The organism is Burkholderia thailandensis E264, from assembly GCF_000012365.1.
Taxonomy (GTDB): Bacteria; Pseudomonadota; Gammaproteobacteria; order Burkholderiales; family Burkholderiaceae; genus Burkholderia; species Burkholderia thailandensis.
On the sequence record NC_007650.1, the window covers coordinates 1,165,570 to 1,180,761 of the forward strand.

The 15,192-nt window shown below is 67.8% G+C and carries 13 protein-coding genes; 5 read left to right on the top strand and 8 right to left on the bottom strand.

The window, feature by feature from the left end:
* Positions 1–66: 66 nt before the first annotated feature.
* Positions 67–681, top strand: coding sequence for an HAD family hydrolase (locus BTH_RS05090; protein WP_009896411.1), 615 nt, complete (start codon positions 67–69; stop codon positions 679–681).
* 317 nt (positions 682–998) lie between these two features.
* Positions 999–2,891, top strand: a complete 1,893-nt coding sequence (locus tag BTH_RS05095) for an SAM-dependent methyltransferase (RefSeq protein ID WP_009896413.1) — start codon at positions 999–1,001, stop codon at positions 2,889–2,891.
* Between the two features lie 266 nt (positions 2,892–3,157).
* Here BTH_RS05095 and BTH_RS05100 read toward each other — a convergent pair whose 3' ends face one another.
* The 5 genes from BTH_RS05100 to BTH_RS05120 are packed head-to-tail and all read right to left on the bottom strand — an operon-like array spanning position 3,158 to position 9,023.
* The gene (locus tag BTH_RS05100) at positions 3,158–3,973 is read right to left on the bottom strand and encodes an amidohydrolase family protein (RefSeq protein WP_009896414.1); all 816 of its coding nucleotides are present in this window, start codon (positions 3,971–3,973) and stop codon (positions 3,158–3,160) included.
* Positions 3,970–4,977 (bottom strand): hydroxyacid dehydrogenase, encoded by a 1,008-nt coding sequence (locus BTH_RS05105; protein ID WP_011401096.1) that lies wholly within the window; start codon positions 4,975–4,977, stop codon positions 3,970–3,972. Before BTH_RS05105 ends, BTH_RS05100 begins: the two co-directional genes overlap by 4 nt.
* A 4-nt stretch (positions 4,978–4,981) precedes the next feature.
* Positions 4,982–6,061, bottom strand: coding sequence for a LacI family DNA-binding transcriptional regulator (locus BTH_RS05110; protein ID WP_025404172.1), 1,080 nt, complete (start codon positions 6,059–6,061; stop codon positions 4,982–4,984).
* Positions 6,062–6,080: 19 nt separating this feature from the next.
* Complete coding sequence (locus BTH_RS05115) at positions 6,081–7,976, bottom strand: TRAP transporter large permease subunit (RefSeq protein WP_009896418.1); 1,896 nt, start codon at positions 7,974–7,976, stop codon at positions 6,081–6,083.
* Between the two features lie 15 nt (positions 7,977–7,991).
* The gene (locus BTH_RS05120) at positions 7,992–9,023 is read right to left on the bottom strand and encodes a TRAP transporter substrate-binding protein (protein ID WP_009896420.1); all 1,032 of its coding nucleotides are present in this window, start codon (positions 9,021–9,023) and stop codon (positions 7,992–7,994) included.
* Between the two features lie 421 nt (positions 9,024–9,444).
* Between BTH_RS05120 and BTH_RS05125 the strand changes: the two genes are divergently transcribed.
* The gene (locus tag BTH_RS05125) at positions 9,445–10,173 is read left to right on the top strand and encodes a glutathione S-transferase (RefSeq protein WP_009896424.1); all 729 of its coding nucleotides are present in this window, start codon (positions 9,445–9,447) and stop codon (positions 10,171–10,173) included.
* A gap of 172 nt (positions 10,174–10,345) precedes the next feature.
* On the opposite strand, the gene BTH_RS33220 is transcribed toward BTH_RS05125, so the two are convergent.
* Positions 10,346–11,103 (bottom strand): IS5 family transposase gene (locus BTH_RS33220; RefSeq protein ID WP_099005207.1). Its coding sequence is split into 2 segments (ribosomal slippage): positions 10,346–10,788 and positions 10,788–11,103, totalling 759 coding nucleotides; the frame shifts between segments, so codons are not numbered across the junction.
* Between the two features lie 208 nt (positions 11,104–11,311).
* Between BTH_RS33220 and BTH_RS05135 the strand changes: the two genes are divergently transcribed.
* Positions 11,312–12,016 carry a YceH family protein gene (locus tag BTH_RS05135; protein ID WP_009896426.1) on the top strand — a complete coding sequence of 235 codons (705 nt, stop codon included), beginning with the start codon at positions 11,312–11,314 and terminating at the stop codon, positions 12,014–12,016.
* A 266-nt stretch (positions 12,017–12,282) separates the two neighbouring features.
* Here the strand turns inward: BTH_RS05135 and BTH_RS05140 are convergent, their stop codons facing one another.
* Complete coding sequence (locus BTH_RS05140; protein ID WP_009896427.1) at positions 12,283–13,095, bottom strand: AraC family transcriptional regulator; 813 nt, start codon at positions 13,093–13,095, stop codon at positions 12,283–12,285.
* A gap of 95 nt (positions 13,096–13,190) precedes the next feature.
* Between BTH_RS05140 and BTH_RS05145 the strand changes: the two genes are divergently transcribed.
* Complete coding sequence (locus BTH_RS05145) at positions 13,191–13,442, top strand: hypothetical protein (RefSeq protein ID WP_009896429.1); 252 nt, start codon at positions 13,191–13,193, stop codon at positions 13,440–13,442.
* A 292-nt stretch (positions 13,443–13,734) separates the two neighbouring features.
* Here the strand turns inward: BTH_RS05145 and BTH_RS05150 are convergent, their stop codons facing one another.
* Positions 13,735–14,967 carry a GlxA family transcriptional regulator gene (locus tag BTH_RS05150; protein ID WP_009896431.1) on the bottom strand — a complete coding sequence of 411 codons (1,233 nt, stop codon included), beginning with the start codon at positions 14,965–14,967 and terminating at the stop codon, positions 13,735–13,737.
* Between the last annotated feature and the right edge of the window lie 225 nt (positions 14,968–15,192).

Here is a 15,192-nt window from a genome sequence, read left to right on the forward strand (position 1 = left end):
GCTGTCCGGAGCCCGCCGCCCGCTGGCGGCTCGGCGCTTCCGGACCCACGACGCGAGGCCGACCGCATGACGCCGCCGATCAAGCTGGTGCTGTTCGACATGGAGGGCGTGCTGTCGGCGTACGACCGCGCCGCGCGCACCGCACGCCTCGCCGACCTGACGGGGCGGCCGCCCGACGCGGTGCGCCGTGCGATCTGGGAGTCGGGCCTCGAAGCGCGCGCCGACGCGGGGCTCATCGGCGTCGACCAATACCTGAGCGAGCTGGCCGCGCTGCTCGGCGCGCCGGTGAGCCGCGACGACTGGCTGATCGCGCGCCGGGCGTCGATCACGCCGAACCTGGACGTCGTCGCGCTGGCCGAGCGCGTCGCGCGGCGCAGCCGGATCGCGGTGCTGACGAACAACTGCCGGCTGGTCACCGATTACATCGACTATCTGAATCCGCCTGTCGCGCGCGTGTTCGGCGCGCACGTATATCCGTCGGCGACGTTCGGCGCGGCGAAGCCGGATGCGCAGGCGTATCTCGGATGCGTCGGATGGCTCGGCGTGACGGCGCAAGAGACGCTGTTCATCGACGACGCCGATGCGAATGTCGAGGGCGCGGCGAGTGCCGGGTTGCTGGCGTGCAAGTTCGTGAGCGTGCAGGCGCTGGCGGAGGAGCTCGAGCGGCGGCGGTTGATCTAGACGCGGATGCGCGGCGGCGGGCGGCGGGCGCGGGTCTGGCGCGTCGAATTCAATCGCGATGGCGCTTGCATTCGAGTCCGCGCGCGGGTTCGCCCGTGCCTTATTGTCATGTCATGGGGCCGTGCCGGCGTCCGATTGCCGCCGGCCGTCCTGGGTCGTTCGATGACCGCGAAATCCGGCGGCGGACTCGCGCGGCATGATCTGTAGTATGACGGTCCTGAACTCGGGTACGACGAGCGCGCTTACGAGCGTGCCGGTTTCCCTTGCACCTGACGCTACGTGATGTTCTATCGTTGGCACCGACGACTGGGAAGGCAATGCGACTGAAAATCGGCGAACTGGCGAAGACCGTGGGACTGAGCGTTAGAGCGCTGCATCACTATGACGCAATCGGTTTGCTATCGCCGTCACAGCGCACCGAGGGTGGCGCGCGCCTGTATGGGCGAGACGATCTCATCCGGCTGCATCGCATCGAGGCGCTGAAACGGTTCGGGTATTCACTTCCGGACATCAAGGCCAGCCTGGATGGCCAACTCGCCGGTGGGCCGCTGCAGATCCTGCGGCGCCAGATCGCGGAGCTTGACGCACAGGCGTCGCGGGCGCAGCGCCTGAGCCGCCACTTGCGACACCTCGTCGACATGGTGGCCGCCGGCAGCGAGACCGCGGCGGTCGACTGGCTGAACACGCTGGAGCTGATGAACATGTACCAAAAACACCTTGACGACGACGAACTCGACACGCTGCTTGCATCCGGGCCGGATACGGTCGCGCCGATGGACCCGGCGTGGGTCGAACTCGTCGACGAGGTCCGCGGCGCGATGCGGCAAGCGCTGCCGGCCGAAAGCGACGCGGCCCAGGCGCTGGCCTGGCGCTGGATCCGGCTGATGATCCGAATGACCCGCAATGACCCGGCGCTCGCCACCAAGCTGATGAGGATACAGCTCGGCGAGCCGCGCGCTCAGCACCTCGTCGGCATCACGGCGGCGATGTTGACGTGGGTCGGCGAGGCTTTCGCGCACGCGCGCTGCACCCTGTTCGCCAAGTACCTGAGCCCGGCGCAGACCGAAGAGGTCCGGCGTCGCCAGCTCGCGGACACGAACATGCACGCATGGCTGGCGCTGGTGGCCGAGCTGAGGGCGCACATGGAGGCGGGCGTCGATGCCGGCGCCGCGCCGGTGCAGGAGATCGTGAAGCGCTGGCAGCAGCTCTTTCGCGAGAGCTTTTGCGGTGACGACGAGGTCCTGGAGGCGCATGTGCGCGATGCGTTGATGCGCGAGCCGGACCTGCAACTCGGGGGCGGCTTCGACGACGCCCTGCTGGCCTATCTGCACAAGGCGCATATCGTCGGCCACGACATCGCGCCGGGCGACGCCGGGCCCAAGCCGAGCGCCCTGATGGTGGCGAAGCAGCGCGCGGCGCACCAGCTGCTCGACCGGCCGCTGGTGCTCGACGATCCGGTCGCGCTGGCCATCCTCGGCGCCGCGCAGGGGCAGGCGCTGCGCGACGATCTCGACAGGTTCCGCAATCCGGCATCGTTGGGGATGCGCAGTTCGGTGATCGTGCGCAGCCGGCTCGCCGACGACGCGTGGGCCGAGGCCATCGAGCGCGGCGTGCGCCAGTACGTCGTCCTCGGCGCGGGGCTCGACACCAGCGCGTACAGGCGTCCCGACGCGCCGGGCCGTATCTTCGAGGTCGACCTGCCGGCGACGCAGCGGTGGAAGCGCACGCGCCTGCGCGAGGCCGGCATTGCCGAGCCGCCGTCGCTACATTTCGTGCCGGTGGACTTCGAGACGGTCAGCCTCGCCGAGGGCTTGGCGCGTGCCGGTTTCGATGCAAGCGCGCCCGCCGTTTTCAGCTGGCTCGGCGTGACGATGTATCTCGACGAGGCGGCGATCATCGAGACCTTGCGCTTCATCGCCGGCTGCGCCAAAGGCAGCGCAGTGCTGTTCGAATATGCGATGCCTCTGTCCAGCCTGCCTCCGATGATGCGCATCGCGATGGAGCAGTTGACGGCGCAATTCGCCGAACGCGGCGAGCCGTGGAAGAGCTTCTTCGAACCGGCTGCGCTGGCGCGGATGCTGACCACGCTGGGCTTCGGCAGCATCCGCGCCTGGACGCCGGACGAACTGAACCGACGCTATCTCACGAACCGCGCCGATGGACTTCGCATCGGCGCTGCGCCGGTGCGTCTGATCATGGCGACCGTCTAGCGGTGCTGGCCGGATCGCGCGGCCTATACCTCGATCCGGATGACTCCGGCCTTCGTTTCGAGCGCGCGCCGGATTCCGATGCTCGTTCGGGGAACCTCGAAGGACCGTTGCGACGCGCAAGGAGCCGGCCGGAGCCGCGGCTCGACGTCGCCGCGATGGCGTCATCCGAACGGCCGCTGCGGCCCTGGCTTCGGCCTCTCGGCTCCGGCGCGGCTTTCCGGCTTGGGAGCCGGGCCAGCCGGCCGGCACCGCGGTTTCAGCCGCGCCTAAAACCCGTACAACTCAACCGGATTGTCGACGAGTATCTTGCGGCGAATCTCGTCGCTTTTCACGAGCCGCATCGCCCAGTCGAGCATGCGGGCGTCGTCGGGCACGGGCCGCACGTTGGGGTGCGGCCAATTCGATGCCCACACGCCGCGCTCGGGAAATCGTGTCGAAAGCGTGCGCACGAGCCACGACACGTCGTCGAAATCAGGCGCGCCGTCGCGCGAACTTTCGTATGGCGCGGACAGCTTGATCCAGCAACGCGGCCCGTCGAGCAGGCGGCACAATGACGCGAACCCTTCGCTTTGCGGCGTGACCGGCGCGAGAAACTTGCCGAGATGATCGATGACGAGCTTCGACGGCAGGCTCGCGAGCCTCGCTTCATGATGCGGCAGGGTGTGCGCGTCGAACTGGAGGTTGATGTTCCAGCCCATCGGTGCGATGCGCGCCGACATATCCGTGAGCGCGTCCCACGGCAGCAAGCCGCCCGGAAGCATCATGAATCGCACGCCACGTATGCCGGCATCGTGCAGGCGCTGCAGTTCCCCGTCGCCGACATCGGGCGGCACGACCGCGATGCCGCGCGCACCGTCGCCGAGCCGCGCGATGGCCGCGAGCGTGCAGCGGTTGTCGAAGCCGTACCCCGTCGGCTGCACGACGATCGCGCGCGAGAAGCCGAGCGCGCGCTGCACCTCCCGATATGCCGATGCAGGCGCCGGAGGCGGCGTGAACGTCGCGCTCGCCGCCAGCGGATAGCCTTCCTCATACACGTGGATGTGGCAGTCGCACGCGCCTTCGAAATCGATCGGAGCAATCATTGCGCGGCCGCCTGCATGGCGAAGTTCGAGAGGCGGTATGCGTGCGCCGCATTCACGGCACCGACGGGCGTGCGGCCTTGAAACAGCGCCTCGGTTTGCGCGATCGTTTCCATCGATTGGTGCTCGATGGCGCCCGGCGTCAGCCCGCCGATGTGCGGCGTCGCGATCACGCGCGAATGGGCCGCCAGCGAAGGCGAGGGCATCTGGTCTGCCGCGCGGCCCACATCGAGCGCGCATCCTGCGAGATGACCGCGCTCCAGCGCGGCGAGCAGCGCGGCATCGTCGACGAGTTCGCCGCGCGCCGCGTTGATGAAGTACGCGCCGGGCTTCATCGCCGCGAAGGCGCGCGCGTTCATGAGGTTCGTGGTCTGCGGCGTGGCGGGCGCGAGGCATGCGACGAAGTCGGCCTCGCCGAGCAGATCCTCCAAGCCGGCCTGATGCACGCGCGCATCGTCGATCGTGACGTAAGGATCGGACACGATGACGCGCATGCCGAATGCCAAGGCGAGATCGCACAGGTAGCGCGATATCTGCCCATAGCCGATCACGCCGAACGTGCTGCCGCGCAACTCGCGGCCCATCTTCTGAGCGGGGGCTTCGTGGCGGTGATACGCCTGCGCATACGCGGTCGTTCCGCGCGCGAGATCGAGCATCACGCCGATCACCCACTCCGACACGGCCGGCACGAAGCCCGCGCTCGCCTGCGTGACGAGCACGCCCAGTTCGCTCGCGGCGTCGACATCGATCGTGCGGATATCCACCGCGCAACGCACGAAGGCGGCCAGCTTCGGCAGCGCTTCGAACAACGCGCGCGGCGCGGGCGTCTGCCGGTACGCGATGATGACATCGGCGTCGCGCGCGGCGCCGGCGAGTTCCGCCGGCGTCAGCTCCCGATCTTCGGCGTTGTACGTGACGTCGGCGAACTTCGCGAGCGCCGCCGCCGCGCGCGCGCCGAAATAATGATCCAGCATGTGCCGGGGGTGACTCACGAATACTCTGTTCATGTCCTTATCCTGATTTTCTGGCTCGCTTTGCTTTCGCGGCGGTTTTGCCCGGGCGCGCGACCGACTCGCGCTCCACGAGCGTGATGTCCGTGAAGAGCGCCTGCTCCGATGCGGGCAGCGGTTCGTCGTGCGGACGCATCGCGCGCTCGACCATTTCGGCGGCCATCGCCGGCACCGGCAGTTGCACGGTCGTGAGCGCGGGGTTGGAGATCGCCGCGAGGAAATGCCCGTCCATGCCGACGATCGACACGTCCTGCGGCACGCGCAAGCCGCACTCGCGCAGGCCGGCCATGAGGCCGAGCGCCATCAGGTCGTTGACGGCGACGATGCCGGTCGGGCGCGCGTCGTCTTGCGCGAGCAGGCGCGCGAGCGCGCGGCCGTTCTCCGCGATCATCGAATCGCCGTATTCGTTGACCGGGCCGCTGTCGAGCACGCGCGCGTGCTCCGCCAGCCCCGCATCCCGCGCCGCCGAGAGAAAGCCGTCGATCTTGTCGCGGCGGCTCATCGTCGCGCCGCTCAGCGTGGCGAAGGCGAGGCGCGTGTGGCCGTGCGCGATCAGATGGCGCGTCGCGATGCGCGCGGCCTCGAAGTTGTCCGGCGTGACGTGTTCGACGCGCGTGGTCTCGCCTTCGGTCGCGCGGCGGTCGTAGCTGACGACGACCATGCCGCGATCGACGGCGGTTTCCAGATGGTGCTCGTTCGCAAGCGACGAAATCACGATCACGCGCCGCACGCCCTGCGACAGCAGATCCTCGAAGAACGACGCTTCCTTCGCCGGATCGCGATACGTATTGCCGATCATCAAGCGATAGCCGTAGCGCTCCTGCGCGTACGTTTCGACCTCACGCGCGATATAGCCGTACATCGGATTGGCGATGGACGGCACCAGCAGCCCGATGATCGGCGTCTGTCCCGTCTTGAGCTGACGCGCGAGCGTGCTCGGCCGATATTGCAGCGCGTTTATCGCGGCCTGCACGCGCGCGAGCGTTTCCTGACGCATCTGGCCGGTGCGGCCGTTGAGCACGTTGGATACCGTGCTCACGGAAACCCCGGCCTCGCGGGCGACATCCTGAATGGTGCTCATAAGGTTTTGCATCTGCCGGCTACAGGCCGAGCCGGGTCGGCAACCACAACGAAAAGGACGGCACCAGAATCAGCGCCACCAGTGCGGTGCACAGCACCAGCAGGTATTTGAGCATAGGACGCGCCACGGCCTTCATTTCCGTGCCGGTGATGGCGCAGGTCGCGAACAGGCCCAGGCCGATCGGCGGCGCGAACAGGCCGAGCCCCATCGCGACGACGATCACCGTGCCGAAATGCAGCGGGTTGATGCCGAGCTGCGCGGCGATCGGGGTGAGGAGCGGCCCGAAGATGATGAGCGCGGGCGCGCCTTCCAGCACCGCGCCGAACACGATCATGATGAGCACGGACAGCAGCAGGAACGTCGTCGGCCCGTACTGATGCGCGAAGACGATCATCGAATCGGAAACGAGCGCGGGAATCTGCTCGATGGTCAACGCGAACGACACGCTGGAGGCCGCGGCGACGATGAACAGAATGCTGCTCGCCATCGATGCCGAGCGCACGAACACGCGCACGACCGATTTCGGCGTGAGTTCGCGAAACGCCAGCCCGCCGACGATGAGCGCATAGACCACGGCGAACGCGGACACTTCCGTCGACGTCGCGATGCCCGACGTCACGCCCTTGCCGATCATGGTGATCATGACGAGCGCGACGAGCGCGCCGCCGAGCAGCGGCATCCACGCGCGCGGATGGGGGAGCGCATCGGCGAGATTGATGCGGCGCCCGCAAATCACCGCGACGGCTGCGAGCGTCGCGGCGAGGACGGCGGCCGGCACGACGCCCGCGAGGAACAGCCCCGCGATCGAAATGTTCGCGACGAAGCCCATGATGATCATGTTCACGCACGGCGGAATGGTTTCCGCCATCACGGCGCTGCAGGCGAGCAACGCCGCGGCTTCGTTCGGGTCTTCCCGGCTCAGGCGCACGGCCGGCATCACGACCCCGCCGACCGCCGCGATATCCGCGAGCTTTGAACCGGACACGCCGGAGAAGAACGCCGTCGCCATGATTGTGATAAGGCCGAGGCCGCCGCGCACGCGCCCGAAAATCCGCAGCAGCAGCTCGATCAGGCGCGACGACATGCCGTTGGTTTCCATCAGCAGTCCGGCCAGCACGAAGAACGGAATCGCGAGCAGCACGAAGTGGTCGGTGCCGGCCATCACCTGCTGCGAGTAGACGAGCATCGGCAGGGACGGTTCCGCGAGGAAGTACAGCAGCGCCGAGAACGCGAGCACGAAGCCGATCGGCACGCCGAGCACGAGCCCGCCGATGAATCCGGCCATCAGCAGGAAGCCGGGCTTGAGCGCGTGACCGGGCACGAACGCGTTCCACGCGAACACGGCCGCCGCGAGCAGAACGCAGCCGATCAAGGTGCCGAGCACGGTCTTGCGCGCGCCGTTGAGCGCGTTGGCGAGCGCGAACACCGTCATGAACACGCTGCCGATGACGAGCGGATACACGTTGATCCACGCCGGGAGGCCGCTCGGCGTCATCTGGCCGTAGGAGTCGGCCAGCAGCAGGCACGACGACACGCACAGATTCCCCGCGACGCCCGCGATCACCCAGTGTCCCGCGTGAACGAGCGCCGGCTGCCAGCGCTTGGGAAACATGCCGCGAAACAGGTCGATGCCGACGTGCTGGCTGCGCGCAAGCACCGTGGCGGCGCCGAGGAACACCAGTACGATCATCAGCGCCGCGGCGACTTCCTCGGCCCAGTCGAATGGATCGTGCAGGAAATAGCGGTAGATCACGGAGAGGAACACCACGAGCACGTCGGCTGCGAGCACGGCCGCGCACAGGTACTCGATCCAGTGCACGAGGCGCGCGAGGCCGCGTGCGAGCACGGTGTCATGGCCGACGCCCGGTGCGGCGCGTTGCGCCTGTGGTCCGGGCGTCACGGAGAAAGTGGTCATGGTATGCGTGCCTCGTTAGCCGCGCGTCGCGGCGATGGCGGTGAAGAGCGGCGCGGTCGCCGGATACTGCTTCGAGAAGCTCGCGTACAACTGCGACTGCATCTCGCCGCGCGCGGTGTCGCGGTCGGTCTTCGACATCGGATAGAACGTCATGCCACGCTTTCTCAACTCCTGCTCGGCGCTGGCGGCCGTCTGGATGGCCGCGGCGCGCTGCTTCGCGGTCGCGTCCTGCGCCGCCTTCTGAAACGCGGGGCGCAGATTCTCCGGAATCTTCGCCAGCGCGGAGCGGCCCATCACCACGGCGAGCGGGCTGAAGGCGTGCTGCGTTTGCCAGCACGACTTCACGACTTCGTCGTACTTGCCCGCGAGCACGGTCGCGCAGTCGTGCTCGAAGCCGTCGACGACACCTGTCTGCGCGGCCATGTACAACTCGCCGATGGGAATGGGCGTCGGTACGGCGCCCATCAGCTTGAAGGTTTCCATGAAGGCGGGCGTGGGCAGCACGCGCAGCTTCACGCCCTTGATATCGGCAAGCGACTGCGTGGGCTTCTTCGTGAACACGTTGCGCGCGCCGAAGGAATAGCCCCACGTAACGAGCGAGCAGCCCGCACGCTGCTGCAGCATGGCGTCGAATGATTTGCCGACGGTGCCGTCCAACGCGCGCCCGACATGGTCGAAGTTGTCGAACAGATAGCCGAGATCGAGCATGCCGAGCTCCGGCAGCACGGTCGCCCAGATCGACGAGCCGGCGACCATCATGTCGACCGCGCCGACCTTCACCTGCTGGACGACATCGCTTTCCTTGCCGAGCTGGTTGTTCGGGAAATAGTCGATCCGAATCTGGTCGCCGACGCTCGCCTTCAGGTTCGCGGCGAGGTTCTGATACCACACGTAATGCGCGGCGTTTTCGTTCGCCGGCATCGAGGATGACAGCCGCAACGTGGCCGTCGGCTGGGCGCGCGCGATCGCGGGAAAGCCCGCGCCAGCCGCCGCGAGCGAGGCCGCCGAGACCGTTTGAAGGAACCGTCGCCGGGAAATGGAATGCATGGTGTTGTCTCCTGGATGCCGCTCTGAGTGCGGGCGGGTATGTTCAGCGCGACACGACAGCGGCGGCGCGACTGTATCGATTTAGTGTATCGATACAGTAGATCGTCGAATCGCGAGATCAAATGGGCGTTTACCCGCGTTCGCGCCGTCCGCCCGTGACGCCGCGCGTGTTCGCGCACCGATCAGGCGGCGGCGACGCGGCGGTGAACTGGCGATTGGCGGCGTTCGCGCTGCGCCGGCGGCGGCGGTCGAAAATGCGCCCCGATCTCGTCGCCGATCGGCCCGCCGCGCGCGGATGACGTCATCGGCCGGTTGCGCCTAGACTGTCGCTTTCCGTTTGCGGCGAGCCGCGATGCTCGACCGCGAAACTCGAAGCCGAGTGCCGGTTCCAACGTCTTTCACGCAACGAAACGGAGGCAGCATGCCCTACGAGCTTTACTACTGGCCTGACATCCAGGGGCGCGGGGAATTCGTGCGGCTCGCGCTCGAGGCGGCCGACGCCGAATACGTGGACGTCGCGCGCGAATCGTCGCGCAAGGGCATGGGCGTGCCGGCGATGATGCGGCTGCTGGAGCGCGATGCCGTGGAACGCCTGCCGTTCGCGCCGCCGTTTCTCAAGGCGGGCGACCAGATCGTCGGGCAAACGGCCAACATCCTGCTGTTCCTCGGCGCGCGGCATCACCTCGCGCCGCGCGACGACGCGGGGCGGCTTTGGGTGCATCAGTTGCAGTTGACGGTGTCCGATCTCGTCGTCGAGGTTCACGATTCCCATCATCCGATCGCGAGCGGCCTGTATTACGAGGACCAGAAAGCGGAGGCCGCGATGCGCGCGGAGGATTTCGTCAAGCATCGGCTGCCGAAGTTTCTCGGCTATTTCGGCAAGGTGCTCGCGCACAATCCGCACAAGAGCGGCTATATGGCGGGCGACGCCCTGACGTATGTGGATCTGTCGATGTTCCAGCTGATCGAGGGCCTGCGCTACGCGTTTCCGAAGGCGATGGCGCGCCTCGAGAAGAAGCATGCCGGGCTGGTCGAGCTGCATGACAGGATCGCGCGGCATCCGCCGATCGCGCGCTATCTGGCGTCCGACCGGCGCATTCCGTTCAACGAGCAGGGGATATTCCGGCATTACAGCGAGCTGGACCGATGAGCGATGCGCGCCGTCGTCGCTCGGCGCGCATCCGCTGACGATCCGAGCCGTGTCGTTATGCCGCGCCGATGCGAACCGATGCGCGCACGCTCGCGAAAGCGCTGCGCCGCCGCGGGGGCGCGGCCGATGGGCGACGCATCCGCTCGACCGGTTCGCCTAGGGCGTGTTCACACTATCGAAGGGCTTCGATAATCAGGGCGAAGTTGATAAAGGCAATGAACATCAAGTCGAGTTTGTCGAAGCGCGAGAAGATGCGACGAAAACCCTTCAATCGACGGAACAGCCGCTCGACTTCGTTACGACGCTTGTACATTTCCCGGTCGTATTCCCAAGGCTCGACGCGCGTACTCAACGGAGGGACGACCGGGATGAAGCCGAGATCGAGCGCGAGTTGTCGGGTTTCGTTACCTTCGTACGCCTTGTCCATCAGCAGGTGCAGCGGCCGATTCGGCGGCCCCAGGCGTTCGAGCAGTGCACGTCCCTGCGGCGCATCGCCGGCTTGACCGGGCGACAGTGCGAACGTTATGGCTGTTCGAGCATCCGCGGCAACCATATGAATCTTGGTTGTCCATCCTCCGCGAGACTTGCCGATGGCTTGAGGTCCATTTTTTTTAACGCACCGGTGCCGTCAGGATGAACCTTCACGATCGTGCTATCCAGCGATACCGCTTCAATCCGAACGCGAATGATCTGCGCGCGCTGCAACTCCGTGAACACTCGGTCCAGTACACCGTTGCGAGACCAACGGTTCATGCGCGTGTAGATCGTGTGCCAGCGGCCGAAACGTGGTGGCAGGCCGCGCCATTTACATCCGTGCTCGGCCACATAAAGGATCGCGTTGAGCACTTGCAGGTTCGACAGGCTCACATTGCCACGCTGTCGCGGCAGGCAATGTTCGATCTGCTTGAATTGGGCTTCGGAGATTTCCATCTCCGAAGCATAACCTCAAACTAATGTAGTGTGAACACGCCCTAGGCGGCCGCGACGGCCACGGCGAGCGCCTCGGCACGGTCGCGCGGCGGGCAGCGGGTATTACCCGAAGCGTCGCGCCCGGCTATCATCTGATTCGGCGGCCGGGATCTTCCGGCGGCCGAACGATCCAGTTTCAATACGAGAGCAGCCCGCAGCGACATCACCTATGAACTCCACTCCCGACGCATTCCAACGCCCGGCCATTCGCGCCCTCACGCCGCTCGAAGCGCGCGTGCTCGGCGTATTGATCGAGAAGCAGCACACGGTGCCGGATACCTATCCGCTGTCGCTCAACGCGCTCACGGCCGGCTGCAATCAGAAGACCGCTCGCTCGCCGGTGATGAACGTGTCGGAGGCCGAGGTGCTCACGTCGATCGACGGCCTGAAGCGTCTCAGTCTCGCGTCGGAGGGCAGCAGCAGCCGCGTGCCGCGCTTCGAGCACAACATGAATCGCGTGCTCGGCATTCCGAGCCAGGCGGCCGCATTGCTGACGATGCTGTTGCTGCGCGGCCCGCAGACGGCCGCGGAGCTGCGCCTGAACACCGCGCGCCTGCACGGCTTCGCGGACATCTCGTCGGTCGAGGCGTTCCTTGACGAGCTCGCCGCGCGCGCGCCGGCCCTCGTCGTCAAGCTGCCGCGCGCGCCGGGCGAGCGCGAGAGCCGGTGGATGCATCTGCTGTGCGGCGACGTGGCCCTGGACGAGGCGCTCGCGCACGGCGTGCAGGAAGATGCGGTGCCGCCGTCGGAGTTCGAGGCGTTGAAGGCCGAGCAGAAGGCGTTGACGGCGGAGCTCGCGCGTCTGCGGGCGTTCGTCGAGTACATGGCGAACGAACTGGGGATCGACGCCGACAAGTTCACGCGCGAATCGTAAGCGTTTGAATTTCTCGCGAAGCGCGGGGCCGTCGCATCACGCGTTCGTGCCGGCCAGTTGACCTGCGGCGTCGGAACGGCGGAGCGCGTTGATGCGATGCCGGAAAAGCGCGTCGGCGTCCCACGCGCGCGCTTCTGAGGATCGGCGGCGCGATCCGGCGCACGGCTCGTCCTCGGGCGAGGGCGCGGTCCGGCGGGAGACGTTCGTTACTCGGACGAATTCGCACCTGCGCTCGACGGCCCGCGGTGCGCCGCCGCGCACGGCGCTCACGCGAAATACCGCGCCGGCGTCACCCCGAAGCAGCGCCGAAACATCGCGATGAACGCGCTCACGTTGTCGTAACCGAGATCGAGCGCGACGCGCGTCACGGGCGCGCCCGCCGCGAGCATCTCCAGCGCGCGCATCGCGCGGATGCGCTGCCGCCACACGGTGAAGCTCAAGCCCGTCTCGGCGACGAAGCGCCGGCTCATCGTGCGCGGCGAGACCCCCGCCCACCGCGCCCATTCGTCGAGCGTGCGGTTGTCGGCCGGCTCGTCGGCGAGCGCCCGTGCGATCCTCGCGAGCCGCGCATCCCGCGGCAGCGGCACGCCGAGCGGCTCGCGCGCCGCGCCGCGGATCTCGTCGACGATCACGCCAGCGATGCGCTCGCGCGCGGCGTCGCGCGGCGCGCCGTGTCGTGCGTCGGGCGGCACGTCGTTCCAGCTCGCCGCGCGCTCGACGGCCGCGCGCAGCAGCGGCGACATCGACACGATGCACGGCGCGTCCGGCAGCCCGGCGCATGCGCCTGGCGCGACGTAGACGGCCCAGCCGGAGAACGGCCCGTGCGAGCGCATCGCGTGCGCGACGTCGGGCGGAATCCAGACCGCGTGCGTCGCCGGCACGACCCAGCAGTGATGCGCGGCATCGACCGACAGCAGCCCCGCGAGCGCGCCGAACAACTGGCCGCGCGCGTGCCGATGGCTTCGCGTCACGCGTACGTCGGCGCTGCGAAGCAGCGCGGCATGCAGCAGCGGGCCGCCTGCCGACTGGGTGAGCGCGGGCGGCACGACGGGCGGGGCGGGAGGCGTCGGCGAGGGCATGGCGTAGATGGCGTATCGATTGGCCTTTATACCGCAGTCTCGCCGCGCGCGGCAATCTACGATGAGGCTTCGTCATCACCACACTGGAGTTCACGATGAAAGCCGAGGCCGTTCTTCCCGATCACGTCAATCGCGTCGAGATCGCCGGCGTGTCGATTCGCAAAGGCACCGTCGCAGCGTTTCTCGCCAACGCGCGCGTTTGGTCCGATGCGCAAGCGTCGGCGCAGGCGCGCGCGCAAGCCGAGCGGGATCTGCTCGACACGCTGCCGGCGCTGCGCGCGCTCGGGTTGTTCGACGTGCTCGAGATTCGCGACGCGCGGCTTCGCGCGTTCGTCGACGCACGTTGAATCGTCGCGGTGCGGTGCGCGTCGCGGCCGCGCTCGCCTGGCACGCCGCGCAAACGGCATGCGCCGGGGCGCTCGACGCCGCCGCGCGGCGATATCGAGCGCGACGCGCTCGAGTCACGTGCCGCGCCGGAGTGGTCGGCGCGGCATGGCGCGAAAAAGTCCGCCGGACAGCATGATCGGCGACGAAGCGCTCCGGCTCCATGCGTCGCCGCTCGCTGAATCAGCCGCGCCATTCGTGACGCGTTCGGCGTGACGCCGGTCGGTGGCGGCGAACGCCGGCGGTGCAACATGCTCAGCGAGCGCCCCTCCCGCCGCCGGCCGCATCGGCGTCGGTGTTCTTCCCCCTATCGGCCTCGAATTCCGTCCCGCAATCCGCCCGGCAATCCGCCCGGCAATCCGCCCCGAATTCCGCTCCGAATTCCGCTCCGAATTCCGTCTCCCAATCCGTGCCCGCATCGGCCTGCGCATCGTCGGATGCGCCGGCGATCGCCGCCGCGTCCACATCGCCCGTCGCGCCGCCTTTCTCGCGGTAAGCCGCGGGTGACGCGCCGAACTGCTTGCGGAACTCGCGCCCGAGGTGCGACGCGTCGGCGAATCCGCAGCTCGACGAGATGTCTGCGACGGTGCGGTCCGAGCTCGTCAACAGCCACGCGGCCGTGCGCAGCCGCACCTGCTTGGCGAACGCCTGCGGGCTCTTGCCCGTCTGGGCCTTGAACAGCCGCTCGAGCTGCCGAGTGGACAGGTCGAGCTTGCACGCGAGCTCGTCGAGCGGCAGCGCGCGCCCGACGTGCTGCTCCATCAGCAGGATCGCGCGCTTGACCTTCGGATGCGTCGCGGGCTCGAGCCCCGGCGGGTGCGGCTGCGGCGCGTTGCCTTTCTGCATCTCGCCGACGAGCAGGATGCGCAGCGCCTTCTGCACTGTCGCGTGATCGAAGTGGCGCAGCAGGATCGCCGCGGCGACGTCGATCGATGCGCGTCCGCCCGAGCACGTGATCCGCCGCCGGTCGATCACGAACAGGCGATCGGCGATCAGCAGGTCCGGATCGGCGTCCGGAAATCGCTCGATGAAATCCCAATAATGGAACCAGCTCACGCACACGCGGTGCCCGTCCAACACGCCCGCGCGCATCAGCGCGAATGCGCCCGTGCAGATCCCGACCAGGTTCGCGCCCGCCTCGGCCGCGCGGCGGACGAACTGCAGCGTCCGCGGCCCCGCCTGCGGCCCGGAATGCAGCAGCCCGCCCACGACGACCACATAGTCGAACGCTTCGGCTTCGTCGAACGTCTGCCACGGCGTCACCTGGATTCCGCAGCTCGCGCGCACCGGCGCGAGCGTGTCGCCGATCACGCTCCACGAGCAGCGCACGGGCTTGCTGTGGTCGCCGTCGTCGGCGGACAGCCGCAGCATGTCGACGAAACCCGAGAACGCGGTCAGCGTGAAGTTAGGCAGCAGCACGATCCCGAAGCGCAGGCGCGGCGGCGCGGAATCGGCGGCAAGGGGGGAGGCGGGTACGTCGGCGGTCATGTCTGCAAAATCGTCGGTTGGCCGGGGCGCGGCCCGGCGTGTCTCCAGTCCGCGGGCATCCGAAGGCCGGCCGCCGCGCAGTCCGTACTGCGAGCGTGGCCGATCGGGCCGCGCGGAACTTGTGTTTTTTCGCCGCGAACCATCGCCGAAACGCACGGAATGGCCGTCTGCCGCGGCGGTTGGCGGCGGCGTCCCACGCCGATGCCGTTTTTGTTCTATCGGCGG

Bases quoted from the DNA above. Each gene is read 5' to 3' on its own strand.
- BTH_RS05110 (WP_025404172.1), bottom strand. From the start codon at position 6,061: ATGAGCACCATTCAGGATGTCGCCCGCGAGGCCGGGGTTTCCGTGAGC.
- BTH_RS05120 (WP_009896420.1), bottom strand. From the start codon at position 9,023: ATGCATTCCATTTCCCGGCGACGGTTCCTTCAAACGGTCTCGGCGGCC.
- BTH_RS05115 (WP_009896418.1), bottom strand. From the start codon at position 7,976: ATGACCACTTTCTCCGTGACGCCCGGACCACAGGCGCAACGCGCCGCA.
- BTH_RS05140 (WP_009896427.1), bottom strand. From the start codon at position 13,095: ATGCCCTCGCCGACGCCTCCCGCCCCGCCCGTCGTGCCGCCCGCGCTC.
- BTH_RS05150 (WP_009896431.1), bottom strand. From the start codon at position 14,967: ATGACCGCCGACGTACCCGCCTCCCCCCTTGCCGCCGATTCCGCGCCG.
- BTH_RS05105 (WP_011401096.1), bottom strand. From the start codon at position 4,977: ATGAACAGAGTATTCGTGAGTCACCCCCGGCACATGCTGGATCATTAT.
- BTH_RS05135 (WP_009896426.1), top strand. From the start codon at position 11,312: ATGAACTCCACTCCCGACGCATTCCAACGCCCGGCCATTCGCGCCCTC.
- BTH_RS05125 (WP_009896424.1), top strand. From the start codon at position 9,445: ATGCCCTACGAGCTTTACTACTGGCCTGACATCCAGGGGCGCGGGGAA.
- BTH_RS05090 (WP_009896411.1), top strand. From the start codon at position 67: ATGACGCCGCCGATCAAGCTGGTGCTGTTCGACATGGAGGGCGTGCTG.
- BTH_RS05100 (WP_009896414.1), bottom strand. From the start codon at position 3,973: ATGATTGCTCCGATCGATTTCGAAGGCGCGTGCGACTGCCACATCCAC.
- BTH_RS05095 (WP_009896413.1), top strand. From the start codon at position 999: ATGCGACTGAAAATCGGCGAACTGGCGAAGACCGTGGGACTGAGCGTT.
- BTH_RS05145 (WP_009896429.1), top strand. From the start codon at position 13,191: ATGAAAGCCGAGGCCGTTCTTCCCGATCACGTCAATCGCGTCGAGATC.